Here is a 13,670-nt window from a genome sequence, read left to right as displayed (position 1 = left end):
TCACCACGGCAGCCCTCGCCGGAGTGGGCCTCACAGGCGCCGCCACCACCGCCACCGCCAGCAGCGTCAGCAGCGTCACCCCAGGTGAGTGCACGGACGGCGGCGGAACGATCGATCGGTCGACGCCCGTGCTCCCGACCTGCAGGGGCGGTAAGTACGACGGGCAGACAGTCGACTAAACCCCACTAGGGCCTGTTGCGATGGGCGCCCCGCAGCCACGCGCTGCGGGGCGTTCCCACGCGCGCGCATCCGGAAGAGTCGCAGGGACTGTGCCGACCCGTCGGGCACCCTTTTAGGAGCGGCCCACGGCCCAGAGACGGCCCAGTGAACCCACAGCAGGACCTCTGTCCACGCCAAACGCGCCGGTAGAGGGCCTGTTGCTGCCCGGCTACTGCAAGTTCTCCGGGCTTGGGCATGGTGGGCTTGGACCGATCGTCCGCTGAGGTCCGGCGCCGATCGACACTGTTCCCGGCTGCTGGTGTCAGCCGATCGACTCCTTCCCGAGGAACCGCAAAGCCTCCCCGCGGACGCCGGCGTCCTCGTCGGCTGCGAGTGCTTCCAGTTGCTGCACGAACTGGTCCCGCCTGCCATCGGCGATCATCCAGCTTTGATAGTTGAACACCTCGCCGTCGAGCTGGTCAGCGGTCCACCACGCCTCAGCCCGTGACAGCGCCGCAAGAACGGTGCCCAGACCAACAAGGTCCCGTCGTTGCAGCAGTGCCTCCGCTGTTTCTTGCGTGACTGCAGTGTCGTGAGGGTCCAGCAGAAGCCGTTCAAGGACCGGAGCGACTTCTTCTTGGCCTGCGATCGCCGCAAGCTGCCTGCCTGCGGCAGCTCTGCAAGACCATGACTCCGACTCGGCGTCGCGGAGTGCTGCCGTCGATCCGCCTGCCCTTTGCTCCTGGCTCACGCAGCCATGCTGCCTTCCCCTGCGCCGCGTGCCTACTCCGTTTCCGCGGGCGGCTCTGGTTGTACCGGCGGGTCAATGTCCACCCCGTGCCGGCCGATCCCCGGCCGCTCGGGCTCGCGAGGCTTCCGCCGGCCGTTGGGCAGCACCGAGGAGCGGGGTACGCCTGCCGCCGTCGGTGGCTGAGGCCCTGCGGGCCCGCGCAGACGCCCGGCGTGGACGGAGTTCGCCGTCGGCAACGACATCACGGTGGTGCTGTTGCAGGTGGGCGAGGACTGAGCTGCCCGGTGTCCCGGTGCTCGGTACCGGGCGTCCGCGAGGCAGCACCTCTGGAGCGGCAGCCGGAGTGGGCGGACAGCGCACTGGGCCCCGCTCTCGGAGGGAGAGCGGGGCCCAGGGGGCCGTAAGACGGGGTCAGGACCCCACGAACGCCACCAGAAGCAGCCATACCACCGGCGCCGTCGGCAGCAAGGAGTCCAGGCGGTCCATGATTCCTCCGTGGCCGGGGAGGAGGGTGCCCATGTCCTTGATCCCGAGGTCGCGCTTGATCATGGACTCGCCGAGGTCGCCCAGCGTGGCGCTGCACGCGACCGCGAGGCCGAGGACCAGGCCCTCCCACCAGGCGCCGTCGTCGATCAGGAACTGCATGCACAGCGCGCCCGCGACCATGGCGAAGGCGACCGCGCCCATAAGGCCCTCACGGGTCTTGCCGGGGCTGATGCGCGGAGCGAGCTTGTGCTTGCCGAAGCGCCAGCCGACCGCGTACGCGCCGGTGTCGCTGACCACGGTGAGGAGCAGGAACGTCAGCACCCGCCAGGCACCGTCGTCGGCGGTGAGCATCATCGCCACGAAGGTCGCCAGGAACGGCACGTAGAACGCGGCGAAGACACCGGCCGTGACGTCCTTGAGGTAACCCTCCGGCGGCTGGGTCATCCGCCAGACCAGGACGGCCAGCGCGGTGAACGCCATGGCGACCCAGGCGCCCTCGGCGCCGCGCGCGTACCCGGCGACGACCATGGCCGCACCGCCCACCGCGAGCGGCACCAGGGGTGCCTTGATCCCCTTGCGCTCCTGGAGCCGGCTGGTCAGCTCCCACAGACCGACGGCCACCGCGACGGCGACCACACCGACGAAGACGGCCTTGACGACGAAGAGCGAGGCGATGATGACCACGCCGAGCCCCACGCCGACGCCTATGGCCGCGCTCAGGTCACGGCCCGCGGTCTTCTTCGGCACGGGCACCGGCTGAGGGGCGTCGGGCATCGGGTCGTCGTCCTGGTCTCCGCCATACGCGGGTACGTCGGGCACGCTGGGCATGGGGCGAGTCTGCGGCGCCTCGGGCGCATCGTATGCGGGACCCGCCGTGACAGCCCCCTGGACAGGCCCACCCGCGGTGGGCCCCCAGTACCCGGCCTGCCCCGCCTGCGGCGACGCCCCCCAGGAAGAGTCGCTCATCAGACTTCGAGCAGCTCCGCTTCCTTGTGCTTGAGCAGTTCGTCCACCTGCGCCACGTACTTGGCGGTCAGGTCGTCGAGCTCCTTCTCGGCGCGGCGGCCCTCGTCCTCGCCGACCTCGCCGTCCTTGATCAGCTTGTCGATGGCGTCCTTGGCCTTGCGGCGCACGGAGCGGATCGAGACCTTGGCGTCCTCGGCCTTGTGCTTGGCGACCTTGATGTAGTCGCGGCGGCGCTCCTCGGTCAGCTCGGGGAACACCACACGGATGATGTTGCCGTCGTTGCTGGGGTTGACGCCCAGGTCGGAGTCACGGATCGCCTGCTCGATGTTGCGCAGCGCGCTCTTGTCGAACGGGGTCACCACGGCCATGCGCGGCTCCGGCACGGAGAACGAGGCGAGCTGGTTGATCGGCGTCGGGGCACCGTAGTAGTCCGCCACGATCTTGTTGAACATCGCGGGGTGCGCACGGCCGGTGCGGATCGCGGCGAAGTCCTCCTTGGCGACCACGACGGCCTTCTCCATCTTCTCCTCGGCTTCGAGGAGGGTCTCTTCGATCACCACTTGCTCCTGCGTGTCTTGAGTAAGGCCCGGCCGTGGCGCCCGTTCGGGCGGCGGGCCGGCTGCGTCGCGTCTGCTTCCTGCACGGTTCCCGACCGCCAGGACATTGTCCATCCCCCGGCCGGGGCGCGTCCCGTCCTTGCCCCGGACGGGTCGCGCCGGTGGGGCGGGGTCGCCGGTCAGTCCCGGCTGGCCTCGTCACCCACGAGCGTGCCGATCTTCTCACCCTTGACGGCCCGCGCGATATTGCCCTCGGCCAGCAGCTCGAACACGACGATCGGCAGGCTGTTGTCGCGGCACAGGGTGACGGCGGTGGCGTCGGCGACCTTGAGGTCGCGGGTGATGACCTCGCCGTAGCCGAGCGCGTCGAACTTGACGGCGTCGGGGTTGGTCTTGGGGTCGGCGTCGTAGACCCCGTCCACACCGTTCTTGCCCATGAGCAGCGCCTCGGCGTCGATCTCCAGGGCGCGCTGGGCGGCGGTGGTGTCGGTGGAGAAGTACGGCATGCCCATCCCGGCGCCGAAGATGACCACGCGGCCCTTCTCCAGGTGCCGGATGGCGCGCAGCGGGATGTACGGCTCGGCGACCTGGCCCATGGTGATGGCGGTCTGCACGCGGCTGTCGATGCCCTCCTTCTCCAGGAAGTCCTGGAGGGCGAGGCAGTTCATCACGGTGCCGAGCATGCCCATGTAGTCGGAGCGGGCCCGGTCCATGCCCCGCTGCTGCAGCTCGGCGCCGCGGAAGAAGTTGCCGCCGCCGATCACGACCGCGATCTCGGCGCCGTCACGCACGACGGCGGCGATCTCGCGGGCGATCTTGTGCACCACGTCCGGGTCGACGCCGAGGCCACCGCCGCCGGAGAAGGCCTCCCCGGACAGCTTCAGCAGAAACCGGCCGCGCACTTTGCCGTCGTCGCTCTTCTGAGCCTTGGTGGTCATGGAGATCCCGCCTCTTTCACGTGTTGCACATACGAAGAAGGCCATTGCCGGTGGGTCGCTTCTCGCTCCCTTGCGCGGCAATGGCCTCCTCGTCAGATCTGCTGCCGTCCGCCGCGCAGCCGCGGGCGGCGGTCTGCGCGGACGACTGCTGTCGACCCTATCGGGGTCGCGCGTCGATCGCGGTACGGACTCAGATGCCGACCTTGATGCGCGAGAAGCGCTTCAGGGTGACACCGGCCTCGTCCAGCACCTTCTGGACCGACTTCTTGTTGTCCAGGGCGTACGGCTGGCCGAGCACCGTGGCGTCCTTGAAGAAGCCGTTGAGACGACCCTCGACGATCTTGGCGATCGCGGCCTCGGGCTTGCCCTCGGCGCGGGTGGTCTCCTCGGCGATGCGACGCTCGGACTCGACGACCTCGGCCGGCACGTCCTCCTTGGAGAGGTACTTCGGCGCGAACGCGGCGATGTGCTGGGCGATGCCCTTGGCGACCTCGGCGTTGGGCTTGTCCAGCTCGACGAGGACACCGATCTGCGGGGGCAGGTCGGGCATCGTGCGGTGCATGTACGCGGTGACGTAACCGTCGGTGAACTGCGCGAAGCGGTCCAGGACGATCTTCTCGCCGAGGTTGGCGTTGGCCTCGTCCACGAACGCCTGGACGGTCTTGCCGGGCTCGATCTCGGAGGCGAGGAGCGCCTCGATGTCGGCCGGGGAGGTCTTGGCGACGTGCTCGGCGATGGCGTTGGCCACGGCCTGGAACTTGTCACCCTTGGCGACGAAGTCCGTCTCGCACTTCAGCTCGACGAGGACACCCTCGGAGTTGTCGTCGGCGATGATGGAGACCACGGCGCCGTTCTCGGCGGAGCGGCCCTCACGCTTGGCGACGCCCTTCTGGCCCTTGATGCGCAGCGCCTCGACGGCCTTCTCGACGTTGCCCTCGGCCTCGTCCAGCGCCTTCTTGCAGTCCATCATGCCGGCGCCGGTGAGCTCACGGAGCTTCTTGACGTCGGCGGCGGTGTAGTTCGCCATGAGTCTGTGAGTCTTTCTGGAAGTCTTGGGAGATCGGAGATCCGCACGGGCCCGCGACCGGCCGGGGGCCGGATCGCGGGCGTCGTGTCGGGCTACGGATGACGGGCGGGGACCGCGGTTCGGGCCGCCCCCGCCGTCAGCGCCGGTGTCAGGCCTGCTCGGCCTTGGGGGCCTCGACCTCGGCGACCTCGGCGGCAGCCTCTTCGACGGCCTCGGAGACCGGGGCGTCGGGGGCCGGCGACTCGGCGGCGATCTCGACGGCCTCGGCGGCCTCGTCGGCCTTCTTCTCGCCCTCGAGCAGGTCGCGCTCCCACTCGGCCAGCGGCTCGGCCGCGGCCTTCTCGCCCTTGTCACCGGTGGCGACGCGCGAGCGGGAGATGAGGCCCTCGGCGACGGCGTCGGCGATCACGCGGGTGAGCAGGGTGACGGAGCGGATCGCGTCGTCGTTGCCCGGGATCTTGTAGTCGACCTCGTCGGGGTCGCAGTTGGTGTCGAGGATGGCGACGACCGGGATGTTGAGCTTCCGGGCCTCGCCGACCGCGATGTGCTCCTTCTTGGTGTCCACGATCCAGACGGCGCTGGGCACCTTCTGCATCTCGCGGATACCACCGAGGGTCTTCTCGAGCTTGGCCTTCTCGCGGGAGAGGACCAGCAGCTCCTTCTTGGTCAGACCGGAGGCGGCGACGTCCTCGAAGTCGATCTGCTCGAGCTCCTTGAGGCGCTGCAGACGCTTGTAGACGGTCGAGAAGTTGGTGAGCATGCCGCCCAGCCAGCGCTGGTTGACGTAGGGCATGCCGACGCGGGTGGCCTGCTCGGCGATGGCCTCCTGCGCCTGCTTCTTCGTGCCGACGAACATGACCGTGCCGCCGTGGGCGACGGTCTCCTTGACGAACTCGTAGGCGCGGTCGATGTACGACAGCGACTGGAGCAGGTCGATGATGTAGATGCCGTTGCGCTCGGTGAAGATGAAGCGCTTCATCTTCGGGTTCCAGCGACGGGTCTGGTGACCGAAGTGGACGCCGCTCTCCAGCAGCTCCCGCATCGTGACGACGGCCATGGCCATCTCCTTGAGTTTCTCGGTTGTGCCGCGTCCGCCGGACGGCGGTCGCGCCTGACGCCCGCGGTGCGCCGTGCCGCGAAGGACCGAGGGGCGCTTGTACGAACCCTGTGACGGGCCTCGTACCGGGGCGTGCGAAGTCGACCCGGTGACCCGGATCGCCAGAAGAAGTGTACGGGACGGTCAGGGCACCGGGTGACGCCGCTGTCCACAACCGGCAGGTTGTCCACAGATCCCGCCAGGATCGGGCGGGGGACGGCACGGTTCTCGCATGCGATCACTGGTGCGTCACGTGCTGAACTGGGCGCTCGTGCCCCTGCTGTTGGCCTTCGGCGTGCTCACGCCCCTGGCGTGGGCCGAGCCGCCGCCCGAGGAGGAACCGGCTGGTGAGCGGGTGCCCGCGCTGGCGCGGACCTGGCCGGTGGGGACCCGTCCGGCGGTGCTGCGCGGCTGGGAGCCGCCCGCCGGCGTGTACGCCGCCGGGCACCGGGGTGTGGACCTGGCGGCGGTACCGGGTGCCCCGGTGCGGGCGGTGGCGGCGGGGCGGGTGTCGTACGCGGGGCGGGTGGCGGGCCGGGGCGTGGTCGCGGTGGCCCTGGCGGGCACCTCGCTGCGGACGACGTACGAGCCGGTGCGCGCCGGGGTGAAGGCGGGTGCCACGGTGAGCGCCGGTGAGGTGGTGGGGACGGTGGAGGGCGCGGGGTCGCACTGCCCCGGGACGTGTGTGCACTGGGGGCTGCTGGACGGGGAGACCTATCTGAATCCTCTGGGCCTGCTGCCGCCTTGGCTGCTCGGTCACGGTCCGTCCCGGCTGCTGCCGGTGCTGGGGGTTCCGGTGCCGTCGGGCTGAGCGGCGTCGACCCCGGGAGGCTTAGGTCCAGAAGGCTCAGCCGCGGACGCCCCGCAGGGCCATGGCGACCGCCGCCTCGGTGATCACCTCGGGGTGCTCGGCCGCGCCGAGTTCTATCCGGCGCACCGCCGCGTCCACCACACCCTGGAGCAGCATCGCGGCGAGCCGGGGCTCCTCGTGCCCGAGGCCGACCAGCGCCTCGACGATCATCGCCACGAGCCCGCCGTGCGCGGCACGGATCTTCTCCCGCGCCCCGGCGTCGAGTTCGCTCGCGGAGATCGCCACGACGGCCCGGTGCCGCCGGTCCCCGACCAGGGCGAGCTGCCGGCGCACATACGCCTCGACCTTGCCCTCCGGGGAGGGTGCGTCCGCCATCGCGGCCTCGACCTCCGCCGCCCAGACGGGGAAGTCGACCACGCACAGTTCCTCGACCACTGCGGCGCGCGAGCGGAAGTACTCGTACACCGACGACCTGGCAAGACCGGTGCGCTCCGCGAGCGCGGGGAAGGTCAGCGCGTCCGTCCCGCCCTCGGACAGCAGGGACCGGGCCGCGTCCAGCAGGGCGGCTCGCTGCATCGACCGGTGCTCGGCCACGGAGGCCGCTCGAATCCTTGGCACCCCCCCACTTTACGGACCGGTCGCGCGACGCGGCAGGAGTCAGCGTCCGAAGCTCGCCAGCTTGGCCCGGAGCTGGAGCACCGACTTGGTGTGGATCTGGCTGACCCGGCTCTCGGTGACGCCGAGGACGTTGCCGATCTCGGCGAGGGTCAGCCCCTCGTAGTAGTAGAGCGTGACCACGGTCTTCTCGCGGTCGGGCAGGGTGTTGATGGCCCGCGCCAGGAAGCGGCGCAGCTCCCGGTCCTCGGCCACCTCGACGGGGTTGTCGGCTGCGGTGTCCTCCAGGGTGTCCATGAGGCTGAGCCGGTCGCCGCCCTCACCGCCGACGTGCAGCAGCTCCTCCAGCGCGACCACGTTGGCCAGGGACAACTGGCTGAAGACCGCGTGCAGGTCCTCGACCTCCACACCCAGCTCGGTGGCGACCTCCTGCTCGCTCGGGGTCCGCCGCAGCTTCGCCTCCAGCGCGGCGTAGGCCCGCTCGTAGTTGCGCGCCTTCTGCCGGACCGACCGGGGAATCCAGTCCAGCGCCCGCAGTTCGTCGATCATGGCGCCGCGAATCCGGGTGATCGCGTACGTCTCGAACTTGATCTCGCGCTCGATGTCGAACTTCTCGATCGCGTCGATCAGCCCGAACACCCCGGAGGAGACGAAGTCGGCCTGCTCCACGTTGGGCGGCAGCCCGACGCTCACCCGGCCCGCGACGTACTTCACGAGCGGGGAGTAGTGCAGGATGAGCTGCTCCCGGAGGCGCTCGTCCCCCGTCGCCTTGTACGACCGCCACAGCTCGTCGAGCGTCGAGGGAGCGGGCGGTCGCACGCTGCCGCCGTCGCGGGCGGCTGGGGGGGCCGCCGCCCGGTCGGAGCCGGAGGTGTGCTGGGGCATTCGTCGCCTAGTGCCGTTCTGCCGTGAAGTGCTGTGAACTGCGGTGCCGTACGTGGGGGATGCGGGGTAGGGGCTGGATGCCGGGTCGTCGGTGGGCGCGGGCCGCGCAGGGGGGAGCGGGCCGGGACGGCCCGTCCGTGCCCGAGCTTTCGTGAGCGTAGCGTGACTGAGGAGTCGCGGTGTGCGAACAGTGGGGCACCACCCGTGCGCGCACCCCTGTGCGACGCCACTCCCCCGCTTCACCCGGTTCGCTCAGCGTGACCGGTTACGGGCGTCAACTCCGGTAAATCCCAAGGGCGTAGAGGATTCCCCCGGACGGCCGAACACCGTCGGTCAGGTCGGGTACGGGTCCCTCCCGACCGGGAGCATCGCCTGGCGTGTCAACTTCCAGCCGTCGTCGTGTCGTTCGACGTAGCCAAGCGCTCGAAGCTCGTACAGCCGGGCGACCGCCTCCTCCCGGGTGGTGCGTGCCTCGCGGGCGATCTCCTCGGGGCCGGCCGGGCGGCCGGTGGGCAGGGCGGCGAGGACGGTGGCCGCCTCGGGGTCGAGCAGGTCGCGCGGGAGCACCGGGCCGCGCCGGGGCGGGGCCAGTTCACCGATCCCGCCGACGAGTTCGACGACCTCCGCCGCGTCGGTGACGAGCACCGCCTCCCCGCGCAGCAGTTCGTGCACCCCGGCGGAGCGCCCGCTCGTCACCGGTCCGGGTACTCCCATGGTGAATCTGCCGAGCCGCTGGGCGGCCCGGGCGGTGGCCAGCGAGCCGCTGCGACAGGCGGCCTCCACGACGACCGTGCCCCGGGTCAGCGCGGCGATCACCCGGTTGCGAAGGATGAAACGGCTGGGAGTCGGATGGTCCCCGGGGGGCAACTCCCCGATGACCAGCCCCTGTTGAGCGATCCGGTCGATCAGCGCGGCGTGCCCGCGCGGATACGCCTGGTCCACCCCCGAGGCCAGCACGGCGACGGTGGCCCCGTCGGCCGCCAGGGCACCCCGGTGAGCGGCGCCGTCGACCCCGTACGCCCCGCCGGAGACGACCACCCAGCCCCGTTCGGCCAGCCCGGCGGCGAGGGTGGCGGCCACATGGGCGCCGTACTCGGTGCAGGCGCGGGCCCCCACGACGGCCACGGAACGCAGCGCCCACATCCGCAGCCCCGGTCTGCCGCGCACCCATAGGCCCACCGGGCGTCCGTCGCCCAGGTCGTCCAGCTGGGCAGGCCACTCGGCATCCCCGGGACACACGAACCGCGCTCCCGCCTCCCGCGCGGCCGCCAGGTCCGCCTCCGGCTCGGCGCGCGCCGCCCGGGCCAGCAGCCCGCGCCAGCGGGTGCCGTTCACCCCCGGCAGCGGGTCGCCGCCCTCCCGCAGCCGCCGCACCACCTCCGGCACCCCGAAGAGCCGCAGCCACCGCCCACCGACGTCGTCGCCGGGTTCGATCACCCGGGTGAGGAACACCCGCCCGGTCCGCTCCTCCCGCGCACGGTCCGCCGTCATGCCAGGGCTCCGATGGCCATGGGGACGCCACGGGGGACGCCGGTGCGCAGTTGCAGGGCGAGAGCCACGTCCCCGGCGTCCGGGCGATCGTGTCCGAGCAGGTCGGCGACGGTCCACGCGACCCGTAGGACCCTGTCGATGCCGCGTGCGGTGAGCACGCCCCGCTCCAGATTGCGCTCGGCCTCGTCCATCGCGCCCGCGACGGCGTGGAAGCGGCTGCGCAGCTCCCGGCCGGGCACCTCGCTGTTGGTGCCCCACGGGGTCCCGGCCAGCCGGGCCGCCGCCCGCTGCCGGGCCTCGTGCACCCGGTCGGCCACGGTCGCGGTGGACTCGCCCCGCGCGCCGGGGTCGGTCAACTGGGCGCGGGTCACCGGATCGATCTCGACCCGCAGGTCCACCCGGTCCAGCAGCGGGCCGGAGAGCCGGGCCTGGTAGCGCCGGATCGCGGAGGGCGGGCAGTCGCACAGGGAGTCGCGCTGCGAGAAACGCCCGCACGGGCAGGGGTTGGCCGCGAGCACCATCAGGAACCGCGCCGGGAACCGCACCACGCCCGCACTCCGCGCGATCACCACATGCCCGGACTCCAGCGGCTGCCGCAGCGCGTCCAGCGTCTGACTGCGGAACTCGGGCGCCTCGTCCAGGAACAGCACACCCCGGTGGGCCAGGGAGACGGCACCGGGCCGGGCGATGCCGGGGCCGCCGCCGACCAGCGACTGCATGGTGGCCGAGTGATGCGGGGCGCAGTAGGGCGCCACGTCGATGAGCGGCTTGCCCGGGGGCAGCAGCCCGGCCACCGAGTGCACGGCGGTGACCTCCAGGGAGTCCTGCCGGGTCAGCCGGGGCAGTACGGCGGGAAGCCGTTCGGCGAGCATGGTCTTGCCCGCGCCCGGCGGGCCCTCGAGGAAGAGGTGGTGACCGCCGGCCGCGGCCACCTCCACCGCGGTGCGCGCCGAGGTCTGGCCCACCACGTCCGCCAGGTCGTGGCCCTGGTCGTGCTGGGCCGCCCCGACGCCGTGCATACCGGTGGCCGAGCCGGTACCGGGCATCCGGAGCCCGGCGAGGAGCGGATCGGGGCGCCCGGGAGCGTCCGGCTCCTCCTCGGGTACCGGTTCGTCCGCGAGGACGGCGATGAGCTGGCGCAGGCTGCGTACGCCGAGTACGGACACCCCGGGCACCAGCGCGGCCTCGGCCGCGGCGCACTCCGGTACGACGACCTGGGTGTACCCGGCGTCGGCGGCGGCCAGTACGGCGGGCAGGATGCCCCGGACCGGCCGGACCCGGCCGTCCAGACCCAGTTCGCCGATCATGACGATGTCGGCCAGCACCCTGGGATCGATGCGCTCGGCCGCGCCGAGCACGGCACTCGCCACCGCGAGATCGAAACCCGATCCGGCCTTGGGCACCGAGGCCGGGCTGAGTCCCACGGTGAGCTTCTTCTGCGGCCACTCGCCGCCGGAGTTCACCACGGCGGCCCGGACCCGGTCCCGGCTCTCCGTCAGACTCTTGTCCGGCAGCCCCACCAGGGTGAAGGCGGCCACTCCGGGCTCCAGGTCGGCCTGGACCTCGACGAGGACACCCTCGACACCGACCAGGGCCACCGAGCAGGTGCGGGCGAATCCCATTCAGGCCACCCCCCGCGCATGCTCCACGGCGGGCGCGCCGCGCCGGGGCAGCAGCACCCCGACCAGATCGATCCGGACCCCGTCCGGCGGTGCTCCGCCGTGCGCGTGCACCCATCGCTCGGCCAGGTCCAGCAGCCGTCGCGCCTTCTCGGGCGTCACGGCGGCCATCGGGTGCTGGAACTCCCCGCCGCGCCTGGTCTTCACCTCGCAGGCGACCAGCGTGCCGCCGTCCCGCGCGACGATGTCGATCTCTCCCGAGCGTCCGCAGCGCCAGTTGCGCTCCAGGATGGTCATCCCGGCCTCGGTCAGCCGCCGCGCGGCCAGATCCTCGCCGTACCTGCCCAGTCCACCGCGTGCCTTGTTCATGTCGGCACCACCTCCGGCACCCACCGTGCCGGGGCACGCCGAAGAAAGTGGATCTTGGTGGACGGAGCCGCGTCTGTGGATATCTCCGCCACCCGTGTGAGTGACGACCCGCGCCGGCCCCGCCCGAGCAAGTGCGAAGCCGCCCCGCGGCTACCTCACAGCGGCCCGCCTCACCCGCCAGGCAACTCCAGATCGCTCTTGTTCAGCTCCTCGATGTTCACGTCCTTGAACGTCAGCACCCGGACCTGCTTGACGAACCGTGCCGGGCGGTACATGTCCCACACCCAGGCGTCGGCCATCGACACCTCGAAGAACACCTCACCCTGGACCGAGTGCACCTGCATCTCGTAGTCGTTGGTGAGGTAGAAACGCCGTTCCGTCTCGATCACGTATTTGAACAGACCGACGACGTCGCGGTACTCCCGGTAGAGCTTCAGCTCCATCTCGGTCTCGTACTTCTCGAGGTCCTCGGCGCTCATGGCAGCTTCCCCTTCAGCCGTGCGATCCCCCCATTGTGCGCCAGTCCGGCGAACCCTCAGACGATTTCCGTGTCGAGGGTCACGGGCGTGGCCGGGGGACCCTCGTCGAGCAGCGTGCGCAGCAGCCCGGCGAGCCTGGTCGGATACACCGTCTCATGCGTCCGCTCCAGTTCCCGACACGTCCACCAGCGCGCTCCGGTCACACTGCGCCGCTCCAGCTCGGTCAGCCCGAGGGCGGCCGTCGCCGTCTGTGCCGTACGGGCCAGGTAGTACCACTCGTCCTGGTCCCAGCGGCGCCCGGCGAACGGGAAGGAGCACCGGCGGCACCACAACACCGGTCCCAGGTCGACCTCAGTGATGCCGGTCTCCTCGACGAGCTCGCGAAGCGCGGCCTGCTCACGGGTCTCGACCCCCTCCACACCGCCGCCGGGGGTGAACCACCAGTCGTCGGCCGGGTCGTCCGGCTCGTGGCCGTGCAGCAGCAGGACGCGGTCGGCGGGGTCGAGCAGCACCACACGGGCGACCTTGCGCAGCCCGCCCGCACGGGTGTCCTCAGCCGGCATGGACGGGCTCCGCGCCGCTCCGGACGCGCGAGCGGCCCACGCGCGCCGCGACCGGGCCGTAGGCGGCGCCGCCGAGGACCAGTACCGCACCGGCGACGACCATCACCTCGATCAGCGGCAGCGGACCGGGCTCCGACAGCGTGCCCAGCGCCTCGAATCCGGTCGGCCGGGTCAGCATGCCCCGCATCGGCCAGACCACGGAGTCCACGCGGGCGTGCACCGCACCGCGGCTCACCGTGCCCTCGGCGGCGTCGGTGAGGTGGGCGGTGGAGTCCAGCGAGCCCTGGCGCTCGTCGCCGAGCAGGAAGAGGCGGCCCTTGGGCACGGTCACCGTCGGGAAGCCCTTGACCTCGGCCGGGGTGCCCTTGGGCAGGTAGGGCTCGTCGACCGGTTTGCCGTTGACGCTCAGCTTGCCGTCGGTGCAGCAGGCGACGGTGTCCCCGCCGACCGCGACCACCCGCTTGACCACGTCGGCGCCGGTCACCCAGGTCTTGTCGCTGAACACCACCACGTCCCCCCGGCGCACGTCAGCGCCGTCGACCCGCTGGGCCAGCACCCGGTCACCGGCGTCGATGGTGGGGGTCATCGAGCTGGTCGGCACGGTGTAGGGCCGGTAGGTCACCGCGGCCCAGCCGAAGCCGGCCAGGAAGAGCAGCAGGCCGAGGGCCACCGCCACGCCCGACAGCCTCCCGCCGAGGCCGCCCTTGGACTCCGCGCCTTGGGCACTTGCCATGTCGTCTCCCGGTCCCCTCCGCCGGGGTCGCCCGGCCTGCCACGATCCGCCTTTGGTAGCACACCGGGCCGGAAAGCCGCGAGGGCGGTGTCCCCCGGTGACCGGTTCTTCACCGGGTCTCCGGG

Annotated in this window: 15 protein-coding genes; 1 reads left to right on the top strand and 14 read right to left on the bottom strand. The window is 71.6% G+C overall.

The features are described from left to right. Nucleotides 1-481: 481 nt before the first annotated feature. The 6 genes from EV284_RS11075 to rpsB form a co-directional block, all read right to left on the bottom strand. On the bottom strand, nt 482-910 hold the full coding sequence (locus EV284_RS11075) for a hypothetical protein (protein WP_130332732.1): 429 nt from the start codon (nt 908-910) through the stop codon (nt 482-484). A 411-nt stretch (nt 911-1,321) separates the two neighbouring features. Beyond that, nucleotides 1,322-2,362, bottom strand: coding sequence for a phosphatidate cytidylyltransferase (locus EV284_RS11070; protein ID WP_130332730.1), 1,041 nt, complete (start codon nt 2,360-2,362; stop codon nt 1,322-1,324). Beyond that, nucleotides 2,362-2,919, bottom strand: a complete 558-nt coding sequence (frr, locus tag EV284_RS11065) for a ribosome recycling factor (RefSeq protein ID WP_026248385.1) — start codon at nt 2,917-2,919, stop codon at nt 2,362-2,364. Before frr ends, EV284_RS11070 begins: the two co-directional genes overlap by 1 nt. Before the next feature lie 179 nt (nt 2,920-3,098). After that, nucleotides 3,099-3,857 carry a UMP kinase gene (pyrH, locus tag EV284_RS11060; RefSeq protein WP_130332728.1) on the bottom strand — a complete coding sequence of 253 codons (759 nt, stop codon included), beginning with the start codon at nt 3,855-3,857 and terminating at the stop codon, nt 3,099-3,101. A 190-nt stretch (nt 3,858-4,047) separates the two neighbouring features. Further along, on the bottom strand, nt 4,048-4,884 hold the full coding sequence (tsf, locus tag EV284_RS11055) for a translation elongation factor Ts (protein ID WP_030808611.1): 837 nt from the start codon (nt 4,882-4,884) through the stop codon (nt 4,048-4,050). Nucleotides 4,885-5,032: 148 nt separating this feature from the next. Further along, a complete protein-coding gene (gene rpsB / locus EV284_RS11050) occupies nt 5,033-5,941 on the bottom strand; it encodes a 30S ribosomal protein S2 (RefSeq protein WP_130332726.1) in 909 nt (302 codons plus the stop codon). Between the two features lie 271 nt (nt 5,942-6,212). Between rpsB and EV284_RS11045 the strand changes: the two genes are divergently transcribed. After that, nucleotides 6,213-6,791, top strand: a complete 579-nt coding sequence (locus EV284_RS11045; RefSeq protein ID WP_130332724.1) for a M23 family metallopeptidase — start codon at nt 6,213-6,215, stop codon at nt 6,789-6,791. A 36-nt stretch (nt 6,792-6,827) separates the two neighbouring features. Here the strand turns inward: EV284_RS11045 and EV284_RS11040 are convergent, their stop codons facing one another. From EV284_RS11040 to lepB, 8 genes are all read right to left on the bottom strand, one after another. Beyond that, the gene (locus EV284_RS11040; RefSeq protein ID WP_130333029.1) at nt 6,828-7,385 is read right to left on the bottom strand and encodes a TetR/AcrR family transcriptional regulator; all 558 of its coding nucleotides are present in this window, start codon (nt 7,383-7,385) and stop codon (nt 6,828-6,830) included. A gap of 63 nt (nt 7,386-7,448) precedes the next feature. Beyond that, complete coding sequence (gene whiG, locus EV284_RS11035) at nt 7,449-8,291, bottom strand: RNA polymerase sigma factor WhiG (protein WP_130332722.1); 843 nt, start codon at nt 8,289-8,291, stop codon at nt 7,449-7,451. 333 nt (nt 8,292-8,624) lie between these two features. Further along, nucleotides 8,625-9,782: a DNA-processing protein DprA gene (gene dprA / locus EV284_RS11030; protein WP_130332720.1), complete on the bottom strand. Its 1,158-nt coding sequence runs from the start codon at nt 9,780-9,782 to the stop codon at nt 8,625-8,627. Then, a complete protein-coding gene (locus EV284_RS11025) occupies nt 9,779-11,404 on the bottom strand; it encodes a YifB family Mg chelatase-like AAA ATPase (RefSeq protein WP_130332718.1) in 1,626 nt (541 codons plus the stop codon). Before EV284_RS11025 ends, dprA begins: the two co-directional genes overlap by 4 nt. Then, the gene (locus tag EV284_RS11020) at nt 11,405-11,770 is read right to left on the bottom strand and encodes a YraN family protein (protein ID WP_130332716.1); all 366 of its coding nucleotides are present in this window, start codon (nt 11,768-11,770) and stop codon (nt 11,405-11,407) included. A gap of 170 nt (nt 11,771-11,940) precedes the next feature. Then, nucleotides 11,941-12,249, bottom strand: a complete 309-nt coding sequence (locus tag EV284_RS11015; protein WP_003965949.1) for a DUF2469 domain-containing protein — start codon at nt 12,247-12,249, stop codon at nt 11,941-11,943. A gap of 56 nt (nt 12,250-12,305) precedes the next feature. Continuing rightward, nucleotides 12,306-12,812 (bottom strand): NUDIX hydrolase, encoded by a 507-nt coding sequence (locus EV284_RS11010; RefSeq protein ID WP_130332714.1) that lies wholly within the window; start codon nt 12,810-12,812, stop codon nt 12,306-12,308. Continuing rightward, nucleotides 12,802-13,545, bottom strand: coding sequence for a signal peptidase I (gene lepB / locus EV284_RS11005; RefSeq protein WP_130332712.1), 744 nt, complete (start codon nt 13,543-13,545; stop codon nt 12,802-12,804). The genes EV284_RS11010 and lepB overlap by 11 nt, the downstream gene beginning before the upstream one ends. Nucleotides 13,546-13,670: the final 125 nt, after the last annotated feature.

It is taken from the genome of Streptomyces sp. BK022, assembly GCF_004217355.1.
Lineage (GTDB): Bacteria > Actinomycetota > Actinomycetes > Streptomycetales > Streptomycetaceae > Streptomyces > Streptomyces griseoluteus.
The sequence above is the reverse complement of the archived record's forward strand: the minus strand, read 5'-3'. Positions and strand labels throughout refer to the sequence as shown.

What these genes read in the sequence shown, in the direction of transcription:
- EV284_RS11070 (WP_130332730.1), bottom strand. Translation starts at nt 2,362, where the DNA reads ATGAGCGACTCTTCCTGGGGGGCGTCGCCGCAGGCGGGGCAGGCCGGG.
- pyrH (WP_130332728.1), bottom strand. Translation starts at nt 3,857, where the DNA reads ATGACCACCAAGGCTCAGAAGAGCGACGACGGCAAAGTGCGCGGCCGG.
- tsf (WP_030808611.1), bottom strand. Translation starts at nt 4,884, where the DNA reads ATGGCGAACTACACCGCCGCCGACGTCAAGAAGCTCCGTGAGCTCACC.
- rpsB (WP_130332726.1), bottom strand. Translation starts at nt 5,941, where the DNA reads ATGGCCGTCGTCACGATGCGGGAGCTGCTGGAGAGCGGCGTCCACTTC.
- EV284_RS11045 (WP_130332724.1), top strand. Translation starts at nt 6,213, where the DNA reads ATGCGATCACTGGTGCGTCACGTGCTGAACTGGGCGCTCGTGCCCCTG.
- whiG (WP_130332722.1), bottom strand. Translation starts at nt 8,291, where the DNA reads ATGCCCCAGCACACCTCCGGCTCCGACCGGGCGGCGGCCCCCCCAGCC.
- dprA (WP_130332720.1), bottom strand. Translation starts at nt 9,782, where the DNA reads ATGACGGCGGACCGTGCGCGGGAGGAGCGGACCGGGCGGGTGTTCCTC.
- EV284_RS11025 (WP_130332718.1), bottom strand. Translation starts at nt 11,404, where the DNA reads ATGGGATTCGCCCGCACCTGCTCGGTGGCCCTGGTCGGTGTCGAGGGT.
- EV284_RS11020 (WP_130332716.1), bottom strand. Translation starts at nt 11,770, where the DNA reads ATGAACAAGGCACGCGGTGGACTGGGCAGGTACGGCGAGGATCTGGCC.
- EV284_RS11015 (WP_003965949.1), bottom strand. Translation starts at nt 12,249, where the DNA reads ATGAGCGCCGAGGACCTCGAGAAGTACGAGACCGAGATGGAGCTGAAG.
- EV284_RS11010 (WP_130332714.1), bottom strand. Translation starts at nt 12,812, where the DNA reads ATGCCGGCTGAGGACACCCGTGCGGGCGGGCTGCGCAAGGTCGCCCGT.
- lepB (WP_130332712.1), bottom strand. Translation starts at nt 13,545, where the DNA reads ATGGCAAGTGCCCAAGGCGCGGAGTCCAAGGGCGGCCTCGGCGGGAGG.